The organism is Pseudooceanicola sp. HF7 (assembly GCF_011806405.1).
In the GTDB taxonomy this organism is placed as follows: domain Bacteria; phylum Pseudomonadota; class Alphaproteobacteria; order Rhodobacterales; family Rhodobacteraceae; genus Pseudooceanicola.
Genome location: NZ_JAATOW010000003.1, coordinates 52,630 through 68,189, shown reverse-complemented (window position 1 = coordinate 68,189; position 15,560 = coordinate 52,630). Strand labels below are relative to the sequence as shown.

15 protein-coding genes are annotated in these 15,560 nt (G+C 64.9%); 7 read left to right on the top strand and 8 right to left on the bottom strand.

What is annotated here, in order from left to right; translation table 11 throughout:
• Nucleotides 1–6 precede the first annotated feature (6 nt).
• The gene (locus HCZ97_RS01700; RefSeq protein ID WP_167686944.1) at nt 7–1,128 is read right to left on the bottom strand and encodes an aromatic ring-hydroxylating dioxygenase subunit alpha; all 1,122 of its coding nucleotides are present in this window, start codon (nt 1,126–1,128) and stop codon (nt 7–9) included.
• A gap of 230 nt (nt 1,129–1,358) precedes the next feature.
• Nucleotides 1,359–2,288: a glyoxylate/hydroxypyruvate reductase A gene (locus tag HCZ97_RS01695; protein WP_167686943.1), complete on the bottom strand. Its 930-nt coding sequence runs from the start codon at nt 2,286–2,288 to the stop codon at nt 1,359–1,361.
• 275 nt (nt 2,289–2,563) lie between these two features.
• Here HCZ97_RS01695 and HCZ97_RS01690 point away from each other — a divergent pair, with 275 nt between their 5' ends.
• On the top strand, nt 2,564–3,586 hold the full coding sequence (locus HCZ97_RS01690) for a histone deacetylase family protein (RefSeq protein ID WP_167686942.1): 1,023 nt from the start codon (nt 2,564–2,566) through the stop codon (nt 3,584–3,586).
• Nucleotides 3,587–3,648: 62 nt separating this feature from the next.
• Here HCZ97_RS01690 and HCZ97_RS01685 read toward each other — a convergent pair whose 3' ends face one another.
• Together HCZ97_RS01685 and HCZ97_RS01680 are read right to left on the bottom strand one after the other, a co-directional pair.
• Complete coding sequence (locus HCZ97_RS01685; RefSeq protein WP_167686941.1) at nt 3,649–4,179, bottom strand: 2'-5' RNA ligase family protein; 531 nt, start codon at nt 4,177–4,179, stop codon at nt 3,649–3,651.
• Nucleotides 4,176–5,195, bottom strand: a complete 1,020-nt coding sequence (locus tag HCZ97_RS01680; RefSeq protein ID WP_167686940.1) for a LacI family DNA-binding transcriptional regulator — start codon at nt 5,193–5,195, stop codon at nt 4,176–4,178. The genes HCZ97_RS01685 and HCZ97_RS01680 overlap by 4 nt, the downstream gene beginning before the upstream one ends.
• A gap of 101 nt (nt 5,196–5,296) precedes the next feature.
• Here HCZ97_RS01680 and HCZ97_RS01675 point away from each other — a divergent pair, with 101 nt between their 5' ends.
• The 4 genes from HCZ97_RS01675 (at nt 5,297) to HCZ97_RS01660 (ending at nt 9,329) form a co-directional block, all read left to right on the top strand.
• Nucleotides 5,297–6,421, top strand: coding sequence for an ABC transporter ATP-binding protein (locus tag HCZ97_RS01675; protein WP_167686939.1), 1,125 nt, complete (start codon nt 5,297–5,299; stop codon nt 6,419–6,421).
• Nucleotides 6,422–6,480: 59 nt separating this feature from the next.
• Nucleotides 6,481–7,620 carry an extracellular solute-binding protein gene (locus HCZ97_RS01670; protein WP_254871294.1) on the top strand — a complete coding sequence of 380 codons (1,140 nt, stop codon included), beginning with the start codon at nt 6,481–6,483 and terminating at the stop codon, nt 7,618–7,620.
• A 66-nt stretch (nt 7,621–7,686) separates the two neighbouring features.
• Entirely contained in the window at nt 7,687–8,523 is an 837-nt protein-coding gene (locus HCZ97_RS01665) for an ABC transporter permease (RefSeq protein ID WP_167686938.1), read from the top strand.
• Nucleotides 8,523–9,329 carry an ABC transporter permease gene (locus HCZ97_RS01660; protein ID WP_167686937.1) on the top strand — a complete coding sequence of 269 codons (807 nt, stop codon included), beginning with the start codon at nt 8,523–8,525 and terminating at the stop codon, nt 9,327–9,329. The genes HCZ97_RS01665 and HCZ97_RS01660 overlap by 1 nt, the downstream gene beginning before the upstream one ends.
• 62 nt (nt 9,330–9,391) lie before the next feature.
• On the opposite strand, the gene HCZ97_RS01655 is transcribed toward HCZ97_RS01660, so the two are convergent.
• The 4 genes from HCZ97_RS01655 to HCZ97_RS01640 form a co-directional block, all read right to left on the bottom strand.
• The gene (locus tag HCZ97_RS01655; RefSeq protein ID WP_167686936.1) at nt 9,392–10,678 is read right to left on the bottom strand and encodes an FAD-binding oxidoreductase; all 1,287 of its coding nucleotides are present in this window, start codon (nt 10,676–10,678) and stop codon (nt 9,392–9,394) included.
• A gap of 71 nt (nt 10,679–10,749) precedes the next feature.
• On the bottom strand, nt 10,750–11,682 hold the full coding sequence (locus HCZ97_RS01650) for a proline racemase family protein (RefSeq protein WP_167686935.1): 933 nt from the start codon (nt 11,680–11,682) through the stop codon (nt 10,750–10,752).
• Between the two features lie 45 nt (nt 11,683–11,727).
• The gene (locus tag HCZ97_RS01645) at nt 11,728–12,660 is read right to left on the bottom strand and encodes a dihydrodipicolinate synthase family protein (protein ID WP_167686934.1); all 933 of its coding nucleotides are present in this window, start codon (nt 12,658–12,660) and stop codon (nt 11,728–11,730) included.
• Between the two features lie 178 nt (nt 12,661–12,838).
• The gene (locus HCZ97_RS01640; protein WP_167686933.1) at nt 12,839–13,552 is read right to left on the bottom strand and encodes a GntR family transcriptional regulator; all 714 of its coding nucleotides are present in this window, start codon (nt 13,550–13,552) and stop codon (nt 12,839–12,841) included.
• Between the two features lie 192 nt (nt 13,553–13,744).
• On the opposite strand from HCZ97_RS01640, the gene HCZ97_RS01635 reads away from it, so the two are divergent.
• On the top strand, nt 13,745–14,977 hold the full coding sequence (locus HCZ97_RS01635) for an amidohydrolase family protein (protein ID WP_167686932.1): 1,233 nt from the start codon (nt 13,745–13,747) through the stop codon (nt 14,975–14,977).
• The gene (locus HCZ97_RS01630; RefSeq protein ID WP_167686931.1) at nt 14,977–15,489 is read left to right on the top strand and encodes a GAF domain-containing protein; all 513 of its coding nucleotides are present in this window, start codon (nt 14,977–14,979) and stop codon (nt 15,487–15,489) included. Before HCZ97_RS01635 ends, HCZ97_RS01630 begins: the two co-directional genes overlap by 1 nt.
• Nucleotides 15,490–15,560 lie beyond the last annotated feature (71 nt).

Sequence of the window (15,560 nt, the reverse complement as noted above, 5' to 3'; positions counted from 1 at the left end):
TGCCACTCACGGCATCCGGGCAGCGATCCAACGCGCGAACTCGTAGTTCGGGCGTTCCAGGTGGCTCAGGAATCCCGGCGTCGCCAGGCGGCCCTGCATGCCCTTCCAGACCCGCTCGGTGCAGCCCCGGTCCTCGTCGTTGACGTGATCCAGCAGGCCCTTCAGGGCGGCGAAATGCGCCTCTGCCTGCGGGTCGGCGGCGAAATCCGGATGCAGGCCACCGCCATAGACGATCCGCACCTTGCCAGGGGCCACCGGGGCCAGGCAAAGGTACCAGAAATAGCCCGGCGTCAGGGTGATAAGCAAAGAGGGGTAAATCGCCATCAGCCAGGTGCGGTAGCGGTCATCCCCCTGCAGTGTCGTATTGCCCTTGTGAGCAATCGACAGGGCGATGGAATCGTCTTTCATGATGTGGTGGTAATTGAAATGCGCCTTGCCCTCCGGGCAGGTCATCTTGCGCACGTCCACGGCGCCGCCGATCGTACCGCCATGGCACATGGGCAGGTGGTAGCTTTCCATGAAGTTCTCGGCCAGGATCTTCCAGTTGGTGTCCCAAAGGTGATCCTCACGGAAGGTCTCGACATAGGAGGACATGTCCAGGTAGCCCACCAAGTCATCGACCTCGGCCAGCTGCTCATGTGGATCCGGCAGATCGGGGTCCAGCGTCACCATGATCCAGCCGTTCCAATCCACGCAGCGGATCGGCGGAAGGCCCTCGGCCTCCTTGCAGAAGCCCTTGTTCATGTCCATCGCCGGCGCCCCGCGCAGGGATCCGTCCAGCGAATAGGTCCAGGCGTGGTAGGGGCAGGTGATGACCCGCACGTTGCCGCTCCCCTCCAGCAGCACGGACATCCGGTGCCGGCAGACATTGGACATGGCCCGCAACTGCCCTTCGCGGTCCCGCAGGATCAGCACCGGCTCTCCAGCGATCTCCATGGTCAGGTAATCCCCCGGCGCCTTCAGCCCCTCCACCCTCCCCGCACAAAGCCAGGACTTCGCAAAGACATGCTCCAGCTCCAGCTCCAGAAACTCTGGGGACGTGTAGACAGAGGTCGGCATTGCCCGCGCTTCCTCGAAGGGCAGCGCGACATTGGCGCGTAATTCGGCGGCAGGATCATGGATGTTCATGGGGCGCTCCGGGTTGCAGGATCTGGAAACAGGAAAACGCTCTGCCTCTTGCCGCGCAAAATCAAGCCTGATGTCCATGCCCCTTACCTGCAAAGCCCATTTGCACACAAATGACCCGCAAACCGCCCGCCGCCGCCCGGCAAGCGCCCGCATCCCCCCTCTTCTTGCCAGCAAACTCCCGCCGGAGGCCCCTGCCCGCAGAGGTCACCCCGATAGCCCGGCCCAGCGCCTCACCCCACCGTCAGCCTCAGCAACCTCTCCCGAAGCGAGCGCACGACGTCGGCGAACTCCGGCACGCTTGCGATATGCGGCGTGACAAGGATCTTCGGATGCGCCCAGAAGGGATCCTCGCGCGGCAGGGGCTCTTCAACAAAGACATCCATCGAGGCACCGGACAGCTGGCCGCTGTCGATGGCCGCCACCAGCGCCGCCTCGTCGACCTGCCCACCGCGTCCAAGATGCACCAGCGCCGCGCCCTCCGGCAGTTTCGCCAGGAATTCCGCGTCGATCAGGCCCGTCGTTTCCGGGGTCAGCGGCAGGACGTTGATCAAGATATCCGACCGCGCCAGGAAGTCCTCCAACCCGCCGGCCTGGAAATAGGTCACGCCCGGCAGCGGATCCTGCGGGGCGCGACGCGCGTAGCCGGCAACGGGATAGCCAAGCGCCACCAGGGCCTTGGCGATCGCCTTGCCCATGTGCCCCATGCCCAGCACGCCAATGCGGCGCGCCCGCGGGCTCAGCTCCGCCACCCGGCGGCGCCAGCGTCCCTCTGCCTGGCAGGCGATCACATTTGCCATGTTGCGATGATGCCAGAGCACGTTGAAGGCCGCGAAACCGGCCATCTGCAGGGCCTGGTCCGGCTCCTCCACGCGCAAGACCGGCACGTCGGCAGGCAGGGAGGGGCAGGCATCGATCCCATCCGTCCCCGCCCCGATGGAAAAGATCCCGCGCAGGTTCGGATAGGGCCGGAAGGCCTCTTCATCCGGCAGGAAGGTCAGCACGAAATCCACCGCGCCCGGATCCGTGACCTGATCGGGGGCAAGCAGGTCGATATCCGGCGCCACCTCTGCAAAGACGGGCCCGAAAAGCGCCGGGATATCCAGTTTCGAACAGGTGCCGACACCGGTCAGGCGGCGGGGGTCTTTGCGGGTCTCGGTCATCCGGTCACGCGCTCCTTGGGGGTCCGACCCGCGCGGCAGGGCAGCCGGAAGCGGTGGGACAGGGTCTGATTTTCCGCGCCGCATTGCCGGGGCATCGCCGCGCGCGGCATATGGGATCGCAAGCGCCCCGGCGGGTCAAGGCATCCGCCCTGCGTCCCATCGACTAAGCCGCCCGCGCCCTCTAGGCTGCAGCCAAGCCCGCCTGCCCCGCCAAGCCGCGCCACCAAGCCGCCCCGCCGCAGCATCTGTCCAGAAACCAGAGAAGAGCCGCCAAGATGAAATGTTTCTACGCCCCCGAGACCGAGGCCCACGATCCCAGCTTCCGCCTCACCTTCGGCCAGCTTGGCCGCAATGCCGAACAGGCAGAGCGATCCGAACTCCTGCGCGCGGCGCTGGATCACATGGGCCTGCCGGTCACCGCGCCCCCCGAAGCGCCCCGCGCCGCGCTGGAGGCCGTCCATACCCCCGCCTTCCTGGCCTTCCTCGAAACCTGCTGGGCGGAATGGCAGGCCCAGCCCGGCGCCGGCCCCGAGGTGGTGCCAAATGTCTTTCCCCGCAACGCCACGGCCACCTATCCCGACCACATCACCGGGCGGACCGGCTGGCACATGGGCGATACCTCTGCCCCCATCGGGGAACACAGCTGGATGGCGACGCGCCGCGCCGCCGATTGCGCCGTGGCGGCTGCGGATGCGGTGCTGGGAGGGGATCACAGCGCCTATGCGCTTTGCCGCCCGCCGGGGCACCATACCTCGGCCGAGGTCGCCGCGGGTCACTGCCTGATGAATGTTTCCGCCATCGCCGCCGCCCGGCTGCGCGACCGGCATGCCCGCGTTGCCACGCTGGATATCGACGTGCACCACGGCAATGGCACCCAGGATATCTTCTATGGCCGCGATGACGTGCTGACCGTGTCAATCCATGCTGATCCGCATGATTACTACCCTTTCTTCACCGGCCATGCTCATGAGACGGGAGAGGGCGTAGGCGAGGGCTTCAATCACAATCACCCGTTGCCCCGCAGCACCACGGACAACGTCTGGATCGCCACGATGGAGGAGGCCCTGGCGCAGATCAGCAGCTTTGAACCCGGTGCTTTGGTGGTCAGCCTCGGCCTTGATGCCCATGAGAACGATCCGCTTCAGGGGATGAAGATCAGCTTCGACGGGTTCCGACGCGCCGGGGCGCTGATTGCCGCCGCAGGCTTCCCCACCGTCATGATTCAGGAGGGCGGCTACCTTTCACCCGACCTCACGACCTCTCTGGAAAGCTTCCTGGGCGGATTCCTGGAGAGCTGAGACAAGCGCACCTTAGCCACATCAGCGGCGCCCGGTGCGGTCGGTCAGCCCAAGCCTGTCCGTCACCCCCGCGGCGCGTGCAGGTCATTCAGGGCAAACTCCTCCAGCACGCGCCAGTCAGAGGGCGCAAGCGCCTGATTGGAATGCACCAGTTGCAGGCGGCCCAGCGTCAGGGGCAAGCCGATCAGATCGCCCAGCCCGTCAATTTCGCCCCGTTCCTGCGGCCCCAACACCCCGTAGGCCATGCTGAGATGCGGTGCGAAAGGCGGCGCGCCAAGCCTTAGCCGCTGCGCCAGCGCCTCCCTGAACCGGCTGAGCGTCAGGGATTGCGGCAGATCCAGGTAGAGCGACTTGAAGAACAGCGGCTCGGCCCGGATGGCGGTGACGGGCAGGTGCTGAACAGGCAAGCTGGCCTGCAAGTCCTTCAGCATGGCCGAAAGGGGTGCTGCGCCGATCTCCAGATCCCCCAGGACCGTCACATGCGGCGCAAAGGCCGGGCGGCCCGTGCGGGCGGCGATATCGGCGATGCGCTGGCGTAGGGTGGTGTCCTGATCCGCAGAAGGAACCAGCCAGACGGAGAGTTGCGACGTCAATGTGTGCCTCGTGCGATGAATTCCGGCGCGGTGCGGATGGTCTGGGAGGGGGCCTCGGGATCTTTCAGGCGGGCCGTTAGCAGACGCATGATCTGGGTCACCGTCATGTCCATGTCATTGCGGATGGTGGAGAGCGCGATCATCGGCCAGCGCGCCATGGCGATATCGTCGAACCCGATGATCGACAGGTTTTCCGGTACGGAGCGCCCAAGTTCGCCGGTTGCAACGGCCTGCGCGCCAAGGGCCATCGCGTCATTGGCACAGAACAGCCCGTCGATCTCCGGATGACTGCTCAGCAAGGCCCTGGCCGCGGCAAAGCCGCCTTCGAAACTGTAGTCCCCGTCGACCTGCGCCGCCGGCTCCAGCCCCGCCGCCCGCACCGCGTCAAGAAACCCCTTCCGGCGCTCCCGGTCAGAGGTCAGATCGGCCTGTCCGCCCAGGTAGGCGATCCGGCGGCGGCCCTTCGCGATCAGCCCCTGCACCGCCATAGCCGCGCCGCGCGCATTGTCACAGCACACAGAATCGATTCCGGGCCCCTCAAGGATCCGGCCAGAGACGATCAGTGGGATCTTCAGCTTCGCGCAATGTGCGACCACGTCGTCGGGCACCGATCCGCCGCGCAGGATCATCGCGTCTAGCGGAAAGCCAAGCACACCGGTGACATCGGCCTCAGGCATCTCCCCCCCGGCACTCAGCACGAAAGACCATTTTCCGATGGCGGTCAGCTGCCGGATCATCCGGGCCAGGATCTCTCCGTCGTAGTGGTTGACCAGATCCCCCGTCATGATCGCGACAAGGTTCGACCGCCCTCGGCCCTGCAGGCCCGCCGCCAGCGCGTTTGGCCGGTAGCCCAGCTCTGCCGCCACCTGCAGGATATGGGCGCGCTTATCCTTGTCCAGGTAGGCGCCTTCGGTGAAGGCCCGCGAGACAGCAGAGCGTGACACGCCGGCCTTTCGCGCAACATCCGCCGCAGTGACCCGATGGGGCCGCAGGGCCGGCGAAACTTGTCTGGCCATTTACCGCGATTCCTTCGCTCAGTTTCACGACGCTGTCATATCCAACGCCTATATGAACACGTGTGCATAGTTTTTGCAGCAGATTTATGAAGGCCCCGAAAATGATACAGCAGGCAATTCACGCGCAACGACAGGCTTCGGCGGGGCTGGGTGCTGCGATATCGCTGAAGGACCTGCACTTGGGCTACGACCGGACCGACGTGATCTCCGGCCTGTCGCTGGATGTGCAGGCGGGCGAGTTTATCGCGCTACTGGGGGCCTCGGGCTGCGGCAAGACCACGTTGCTGCGCGCGCTGGCCGGCTTCGTACCGGTGCGGCAGGGGCAGATCCTGCTGGATGGCACCGACCTGAGCCAGACGCCGCCCGAAGCGCGGGGCATGGCGATGATGTTCCAGTCCTACGCACTCTGGCCGCATATGACCGTGGCGCAGAACATCGGCTACGGTCTGAAGCTGCGCGGCCAGCCCAAGGCGCAGATCGCGGCTCGCGTGGCCGAGATCGCCGGGCTGGTCGGCCTGGGTGATCTGACCGGGCGCCGGATCGCGGCCCTATCCGGCGGGCAGAAACAGCGCGTAGCGCTTGCCCGCTCTTTGGCCGTGGACCCGCCGGTGCTGCTGCTGGATGAGCCGCTGTCGAACCTGGATGCCGGCACCCGAGCCACCATGCGCCATGAGATCCGCGCCCTGCAACAGCGCCTTGGCCTGACCACGATCCTTGTCACCCACGACCGCGAAGAGGCCATGTCGATGGCCGACCGGGTGGTGATCCTGAACCGGGGTCGCATCGCGCAGATCGGCACCCCGGAGCAGGTCTACCACCGCCCCGCCGACAGCTATGTCGCCCGCTTCATGGGGGCGACCAACAGCCTGCCGGCGGAGCTGAGCGGCAAGGAAGGCATTACCCTGACGCTGCCAGACGGCACCCGAGCACAGCTGCCGCGCGCGCAGTTGCATATCCCGGAGCCGGTGGCACCGGGACCGGCCAAACTGATCTTCCGCTCCGACGCGGTGAAGCTGGGCGCAGAGCAGGAGGATGGCGGGCTGATCCTGCGTGGCAAGGTTGCCCAGCACGCCTACCTCGGGTCGGTCTATCGCCATGAAATCCGGATCGGTGCGCTTCGCCTGATGGCTGATGCCGCCCGCAAGATGCCCATCGGCGCTGACGTCGATGCATGTATTCCGGCCACGGCTCTCAGTCTGTTTCCTGCAAGTCCCAGACAGCCGTGACCGGTCAAAGGGCGGCAGCGTCCGCCGCACATCCCCTCTGATCCTTCTGGAGAAACACATTGTCAGTCAGAATTGCAAAGCTTTTCGCCCCGGTGGCGATCGCGCTGGTCACGACCGGTGCCGCGCAGGCCGAAACCCTTTACGTCGCCACCGGCGGCAGCCAGAACATGGTCGACTACGTGACCGATTACCTGGGCCCCATGTTCGAGGAACAGAACCCCGGTTGGACCGTCAACACCGTGGGCACCGGCCCCGGTGACGCGGGCAGCCAGGCGATCCTTGAAAAGCTGGACGCCCAGAAGGGCCGTGACAGCTGGGACACCGATGTCATCGTCACCAACCAGCTGAAGACGGCCGAGATGGTCGAAAGCGGCCTGCTGCAACAGTACCGCGACCAGATCGGCACCGGTGACCTGGTCACCTCGGCCAGTGCCCGCATGGCGCTTGGCACCGACGTCGACGGCTACGTGATGCCGATGTTCTCTTCCCAGACAGCCATCGCCTACAACCCCGACCTGGTCGAGGACGTGCCCGCCAGCTTGGATGACATCAAGGCATGGGCCGCCGCCCACCCCGGCGGCTTCGGCTACAACGGCATCAAGAACGGCATGTCCGGCGTGGCCTTCACCACCGCCTGGATCTACGCCTATGGCGGCGATGCGCAGGACATGATCGACGGCCCCTATGAAGAGACCGCCAAGGAAGGCTGGGACCAGGCCTTTGCCGATCTGAAAGCCTTCAACCAGAACGTCACCTTCACCCCGGGCAATGCCGGCACGCTGGACATGCTGAACCGGGGCGAGATCGCGATGGGCCCGGTCTGGGTCGACATGTTCTACACCTGGCAGGCCGATGGCCGCCTGAACCCGAACCTGAAGCTTCTGCTGCCCGAGCCCGGCATGCCCGGCCAGCCCTACTACTACGCGATCCCGGCCAAGGCGGCCCATGCCGAGGCGGCGATGAAGTTCATCGAACTTGCCACCTCTCCCGAAGTGCAGGCCGAAGGCATCGTGAAGAAGTTCAACTGGTACCCCGGCATCGACGCCCAGCACATCGAAAGCGCGCTGGATGAAGAGACCTGGAACAAGCTCTTCACCGACGTGTCGCCTGCCAACCTGGCCGCAAATGCCAAGCCCTTCCCGCTGGGGGCCTACTTCTCCGACATGCTGGAACAATACGAAACCAACGTGACCAACTGATCCGGTTCACGCGACACAAGCCGGGGGCGGCCAACGCGCCGTCCCCGCGCCTTGCAGGACAAGACCATGATTTCCCGCCGAACCTCCCTGATGCTGATCGCGCCCGCACTGGTGCTGATGGCCGTGCTGTTCCTGACCCCCCTGGGCTATTCGCTGATCTGGGCCTTCCGAGAGGAAGAGGCTGGCCGCTGGGGGATCGGCAATTTCACCAAGGCCTGGTCCTTCTATTCCGCCGATATCCTGTTTTCGCTGGTGATCGTCACCCTCTCGGCCGCGCTGATCGGCGCACTTTCGATTGCCATTTCCGGATACCTGACGCTGGGACGCAGCCGCCGGGCCGTCGCGCTGCTGCGCTGGCTCTACCGCTGGCCTCTCTTCATTCCCTTCGTGGTCGCCGCGCAGGTGATGCGCACCTTCCTGGCCAAGAATGGCATGATGAACAACGCGCTGGTAGAGCTTGGCCTGCTGACGCCCTTGCAGACCGCAAGCTACCTGGACTGGCGCGGCATCGTCATCACCTTCGCCTGGAAACAGACCCCCTTCGTGACGCTGCTGCTGGCCGGGGCCATGGCCTCTCTTGACCGTTCGATGATCGAATCCGCGCAGAACCTGGGCGCACGGCGGCTGCGGATCCTCTTCGGCATCGTCGTGCCGCAGGTGGCCCAGACGCTGATGGTGGGCCTGATCCTGAGCTACGTGATGATGATGTCCGTGCTTTCGGTGCCGATGATGATCAACGCCCAGCAACCCACGATGCTGACGGTGGACATGGCCTGGCGCATCAACGCCTATGGCGACTACGGCGTGGCCAATGCGCTTGGCTTCATCGCCTACCTCATGACTGCCGCCGTCGCCTGGGGCTACCTGCGCAAGGAACTGCGCGACCGCAAGGGACACGCCTGATGCCCGGAATTATTCGCTCCATCATGATCGGCCTCGTGCTGGCGCTGCTTGCCCTGGCCATCTTCGGGCCGATCTCCAACATGATACTCTGGGCCTTTACCGAGCAGTGGTACTTCCCCGCCAAGCTGCCACAGTCCTACGGCTTCTCTTTCTGGGAGCGGGTTTTCCGCCCGCAGGGCAACGCGATGGTGTCGCTGCTAAATTCGGTGGTGATCGCGGGCATGACCGTCCTGGTGTCTCTGGCCTTCGCGATCCCGGCCGGGCTGGCCCTGGGGCGGGGCCGCCTGCCCTACCGCGTCGTCTTCCTGTTGCTTTTCCTGCTGCCGCAGGCCTTCCCGTCCCTGGCCGTGCACATGAACATCGCGCGGATCTTCTACACCATCGGGCTGAACGGCACCTTCCTGGGGGTGGTGTTGGTCCATGCGCTGCAGGGCATGGTCTTTTCCGTCTGGATCGCCGCGGCGGCCTTCGGCGCCGTGGACCGTGAGCTTGAGGAAGCCGCCGCCAACATGGGCGCAGGTCCGCTGCGCGTCTTCTTCACGGTCACGCTGCCCTTGGCTCTTCCCGGCCTCATGGCCAGCGCGATCTTCGTCTTCCTGATCTCGCTGGATGAATTCACTGGCACCTATTTCGTCGGCGTCCCCGATATCACCACGATGCCCCTGCTGCTGTTCACCGCCTCGATGGAGGGCAACTACCAGATTGCCTCTATCACGGCGCTGTTGCTGCTGGTGCCCTCGGTCCTGTTCATGCTGGTGATTGAGCGTTTCCTGAAATCGGATGTCCTGGCGAAGGTCGGCCACTAGGCTTCCCCGGCCTAGACAGGGGCGCCCCGAAAAGGACGCCCGCCGATCAAGAACCCGCGCGCTCAGCCGCGCCGTGAGAACCGCAGTGGATCAAAGGGGGTCAGGCTGATCTCTGGCTTGCGGCGTGCCACGATGGCGCCGACCAGCTCGGCGGTACCTGCCGATTGCGTTAGGCCCAGATGCCCGTGACCGAAGGCATAGATGACCCGATCCGCGCGGGTCGACCGCCCGATGGCCGGCAGACTGTCCGGCATCGAGGGACGGAAGCCCATCCAGCGCTTGCCCTGCCCCGGCTCGAAGCCCGGCAGGAAGGTCCGCGCCTTGTCGACCAGCAGGTCGGCCCGTTTGTAGTTCGGGGGCAGCTTCAGGCCGCCCAGCTCAACCGCGCCACCGATACGCACCCCGTCGCCGATCCTGGACATCACGAAGCCATGGCTGCTGAAAGTCAGCTGGGTGCGCAGATCGAAAGAGGCCTCCGGGAAGGTGGTGTTGTAGCCGCGCTCCGTATCAAGCGGCATGCGGTCGCCTAGCCGGCGCGCCACCTGGTGCGACCAGGCGCCCGCTGCCAGCACCAGTTGATCGGCCCGCAGGGATCCATCCGTCGTGGTGACGGTCACGCCGCTGTCGTCCTGGGACAGGTCGCGTACCTCTGCCGTGCGGATCTCTCCCCCCAGGGCGGTGAACCGCGCGGCCAGCTGGCGCGTCCAGGCCTGCGGATCGGTGGTGTTCATCCAGTCCGGGGTAAAGCCTGCATGGGTGAAGCGCGGCGACAGACCCGGCTGGATCTCCGCGATGGCACCTGGCCCCTCCAGCAGTTCATAGGCAATGCCATGCTGCTTGCGCAGCTCCCAGGACGGCAGGCTGGCGCGATACTCGGCCGCGCCTTCGTAGACCTGCAACTGACCTTCGCGCCGGATCAGGTGTTCCGTATCGGTCCGCGCGATCAGCCGTTCCAGCGCCGCGCGCGACACCTTCATCAGCTCCGCCTGGGCCGCAATCGCGGCGCGGTGCCGGCGGGGCTGGCAGGCGCGCGCGAAGTGCAGCAACCAAGGCAGCATCCGCGGCGCGTAGCTGGGCCGAAGCGTCAGCGGGCCAAGCGGATCCATCAGCCATTTCGGCGCCTTCAGCAGCATCCCCGGAGAGGCCAGCGGCTCCAGATCCGTAAAAGCAAATGCCCCCGCATTCCCGCAAGAGGCCTCCTCGGCCACGCCGCGCCGATCCAGGATCGTTACCCGGTGCCCCTGTTCCGCCAGAAGAAAACCGGTGGTGACGCCGATCACACCGGCACCGATAATGACGACGCCGGGCGTATCGGCCTTGCCGTTCCTTGCACTGGAAGTATCGGGCATTCCGAGACCTGTCCTGGGAAGAGAGTGAAGGGATCCGGGCAGACGCGCGGCCTGCACGGCTGTGGGGGAGATCAGGAGCCGATGCCGCGGCGGAAGGGATCGGCCTGATCGAACAGAAGCTGGGCCTCTGCCATCACGTAGGCCTGGCCAGTGATGCTGGGGATCACGCCGCCGGTCGGCCCCGGGGTCCAGGACAGACGATAGGTGGAGCCGATGATGCTGTGCTGCACGATCTCCTCCCCCTCAGCCAGCTTACCGGAGGCCGCTAGGCAGGCCAGCCGCGCCGAACAGCCGGTGCCGCAGGGAGAGCGGTCATAGGCATCGTCAGGACAAAGCACGAAGTTGCGGCTGTGCACGCCCTCGGCCTGCGAGGGGCCGTAGAAGATCACGTGGTCGATCAGCTCGCCCGCCGCGCCGCCGATCTTCTGATCTGCCAGCGCCTCACGCGTGGCGACGCCCGCATCGGTCAGCGCGCGGATATTCTCCGGCGCAACCTGGATCGGCGCGGGATCGACCAGGAAGAACCAATTGCCGCCATAGGCCACATCGCCGGTCACAGGGCCCAGCCCCGGCACATCCAGGGTGACATCCGTGGCAATGCGGCGGCTTTCGATATTGGTGACGGTGACGGTATTGGCATCAGGCAGCTCAACCGTGACGATCCCGGCCGGGGTCTCGATCCGATGCCGACCCAGGCCGATGCGCCCCATGTGGTAAAGCGTGGCGGCCAGGCCGATGGTGCCATGACCGCACATGCCTAGCACGGCCTCCACATCGAAATAGATCACGCCGGTGACGCAGGTGGGATCGGTCGGGGGCACCAGAAGCGCCCCCACCATGGCGACCTGCCCGCGCGGCTCCAGCACAACGGCCCGGTAATCCTCCCGGTATTCCGTCGCCAGGAGCGCAGCGCGTGCGCTCAGCGGGCCGGAGCCAAGATCGGGGAAGCCATCCAGGATCACCCGCGTGGGTTCTCCGCCGGTGTGGCTGTCAATCACATGCATCGCATCCTCCTTTGGTCCGGACCCGCCGTTACGGCCTGGTCTGCCTCAGGCAGCCCAGTTGGCGTACCAGGTCTTGAACTGGGTGAACTGCTCTTCCACGAAGGCCTTCTGCGCCGGAGTCAGGGCATCGGTCTCGTTGAAGTGCAGGGTGTATTCGGCGTCCCCGTTCAGCACCATGAGGTACTTGTAGAACAGCACCAGATCGACGCCTTCGTCGAACTTGGACAGCACAGCCAGGGCCTCTTCCAGCTCCTGTGCCTTGACGCGGGCCTCGACGTCGCCTTTTGCGGCGGCCTTGCACAGCTCAACCAGGTGCAGCGCTTCCTTGGGGATGGCGTTGCCGATGCCGGTGATAGCGCCGGTTGCGCCGCATTTCACGAAGCCATGGAAGACCTGCGTGTCGACACCGACCATCAGCGTCAGCGCGTCATTGCCCGAGGTGATGTGCTCGGCCGCGTAAGACATGTCGGCAGCGCCGCCGAATTCCTTGAAGCCGATCAGGTTTGGGTAGGCTCCGTGCAGTTCGAAGAACAGGTCGGCGCGGGTGGCGAAACCGTAGTGGGGGCTGTTGTAAATCACCGCGGGCAGGTCCTTGGCAACCTCCAGGATGGCAGAGAAGTGGGCCTTCTGGGCAGAGACCGAGGTGCCGCGCGACAGAACGCGGGGGATGACCATCAGGCCGGCGGCGCCGATACGGGCGGCATGGGCCGCGATGGCGACAGCGGACTTGGTGTTGATGGCGCCGGTGCCGACGATGACGGGCACGCCCGCCGCGACCAGGGCATCGACCCCCTTCATGCGCTGCTCATCGGTCAGCAGCGGCCAGTCACCCATCGACCCGCAGTAGACAACCGCGGACATGCCGGCCGCGATCAGTTCCTTGCCCTTGCGCGCCAGGGCTTCGTAGTCGGGCGTGCGGTCTTCCTTGCAGGGGGTCATCAGGGCCGGGATGCAGCCGGTGAAGATGGAGTCATTCATGGGGTGTCCTTTCGAATTCACAAGGCAATCACTGACAGGTCATGCCGGAGCGTTGGCAGCCCGCAGACCGGAGCAGTGCCCTTCTCGGAGAGCCTCCTAGCATCGCGCCGCCCACCTGTCGACAAATAAAATACAAAACACAGCAACACGGACACTCTGACAATCAAAACACGCTACGTCAAAGCGCGATTGATGAGGCGCTGCGCGAATCCGCGGAGATATAGGACCGGATCTGCCGCACGATCTGATCGGCATGCTCAATCGCCAGGCGATCGGATTCTTGGACATCGCGGGCGATCATGGCCGAAATCATGTGCTCATGCTCGATCACGTACTGGCGCGGCAGGTTGTCGTCATAAGAGTGGTAATACAGCCGCAGGATACGCCGCCCGTCATCCAGAACCCGGCGGAACAGGTCCGTGTAGTACTTGTTGCGCCCTGCCACGGCGATGGCGACATGGAAATCCCGGTTGGTGGCGATCATGCCAAGCACATCGCCGCTTTCAACGGCCTTGGTAAAACTCGCCTGATGCGACCGGATCGCTGCCAGATCGGACTCGTCATAATGCTGCGCAGCAAGGCGCGCCGTCACGCGGTACATCAATGTCAGCGCGTCGAAGAAGGCGCCCAGCTGCACGAAATCGATATTGGATACGATCGTCGTGCGATTGGTCAGCGTGGTGATCATGCCCTCTGCCGCAAGGCGCACGAGCGCTTCACGGATCGGCGTGCGCGACATGGCAAAGCGCGCCGAAAGCTCCGTTTCATCGATCGGGCTGCCCGGTGCCAGCTTCAGATCGATGATCTCATTCCTCAGCGTTTCATAGACCCGGGCAACCCCGCCGCCCCGCTTGACCTGCGACACTTCACGCTCTGACGGTTCCTTGCCCATCCCACACTCCCGGTTGAATTCTCCCGGACTATAGGCACCCCCCGCATACAAGCAAACACCATTGTTATATTTTTTTTGTCGACAAGATGCAGGTCGTTCGATACACAGCCTCCGATCAAGACGCTCTTCCGCGCGCCCGATGTCCTCAAGACCGGCAGCATCGGCCCGCCCAAACACGCTGGACGCATCGCCATGACCCTGACCGCCTATACGAACGCCCGCCTGCTCGACCTGGATGCGGAACGGCTGGGTCAGCCCACCACGGTAGTGGTGAAGGGCGAGCGGATTGAAAGTATCGGCCAGCCGGCACCCGACGGCGCGAAGGTGGTCGATCTTGGCGGGCGCACCCTGATGCCCGGGCTGATCGACAGCCATTTCCATGTCGTCGCCCATTCCCTGGATCTCTGGAGCAATGTCACTGCCCCCGATTCCCTTGCCGCCCTGCGCGCTGCCAAGATTATGGAAGGGCTGCTGGATCGCGGCTTCACCACCGTGCGCGACCTGGGCGGGGCAGACCTGGGCCTTGTGCAGGCGGTTGAGGACGGGCTGATCGACGGTCCGGACCTGGTGATCTGCGGCAAGGGCCTGTCGATGACCGGCGGCCACACCGACCTGCGCGCCCGAACCGACATCCGCCCCGACGCCATGGGGTGGCGCCTGGCCAACATGGGCGTGCTGGTGGATGGCGTTGACAACATCCGTTTCACCTGCCGCAAGATGCTCAAGGAAGGCGCCAAGTTCATTAAGGTCATGGCCAATGGCGGCGTCTCGTCGCCTAACGACCCCATCGACTCCATCCAGTATTCCCGGGACGAGATACTGGCGATGGTCGAGGAAGCCGAGAACGCCAACACCTATGTCTCTGCCCATGTCTACCACGACAAGGCGATCCGCCGCTGTGTCGAACTGGGCGTGAAGTCCCTTGAGCACTGCAACCTGATCACCGCCGAAACGGCCAAGATGGCCGCCGAGGCAGGCTGTTTTGCCGTACCCACGCTGGTTGCCTACGAAGGGCTGAAGCTTGAAGGCGCGGCCCTGGGTCTGGGCGCGTCGGAGCAGGCAAAGATCGACATCGTGCGCGACAAGGGGCTGGAATCGCTGGCCATCATGCGCGACGCCGGGCTGCCGATGGCCTTTGGCACCGACCTTCTGGGTGAGCTGCGCAAGTACGGCGGCATGGAATTCGACATCCTGGCCAAGGTCCTTTCCCCCGCAGAGATCCTGCGCTCGGTCACCCAGATCGGCGCCATGGCTTGCATGCGTGACGGCGAAATCGGCTTGATCGCCGATGGCGCCCGGGCCGACTTCATCGTGGTGGACGGCGATCCCTTCGCCGATGTCACCCTTCTGGGCCGGCCGGAGGAAACCCTGCGCATGGTCGTGAAATCCGGCCGCGTCGCCCGTGACTTCATGGAGGCCGCGTGATGCCGATGGATGCCGCGCATCTCTTCAAGCTGGCCGCCGGCCCCGATGCCGCCCGTCAGGTTTTTGCCTACCTGCTGAACGGCCTCAACACCGATGTGGGCAAAGGGTTGACCACGGCCTCCGTCTACGACCTGCCCAACATGCGCTCGCGCCGCGTGTTCTCGGAAAACCCGGACGCCTATGAGCTTGGCGGTTTCAAGCCGCTGGAAAAGAACCGCTATTTCGATGTCGTGCTGGCCGGAAACAAGCATTTCAGCAGCACCAGCATCGAAGAGATCGCAGAGGTCTTCTTCGACTGGGAAAAGATCCGCGACCTTGGCTTTGAATCCAACATGAACCTGCCCGCGGTGGCGGATGGCCGTGTCATCGGCACCATCAACATGCTGGGCCCGCACGGTCATTTCACCCCTGAGGTGGTGGCTAGGGCGCTGGCCTGGCAGCCCGCCGTGACCACGGCCTTCCTGCTGCTCAACCTCGGCAAGACGGAGAACGCAACCTTCCAGACCCGCTGAGCCCACGGGCGGCGCCCTCGGCCGCCGTCTATCCTGAGCGAGGCACGATCAAGAAGCCGGAGAGCTTCGGA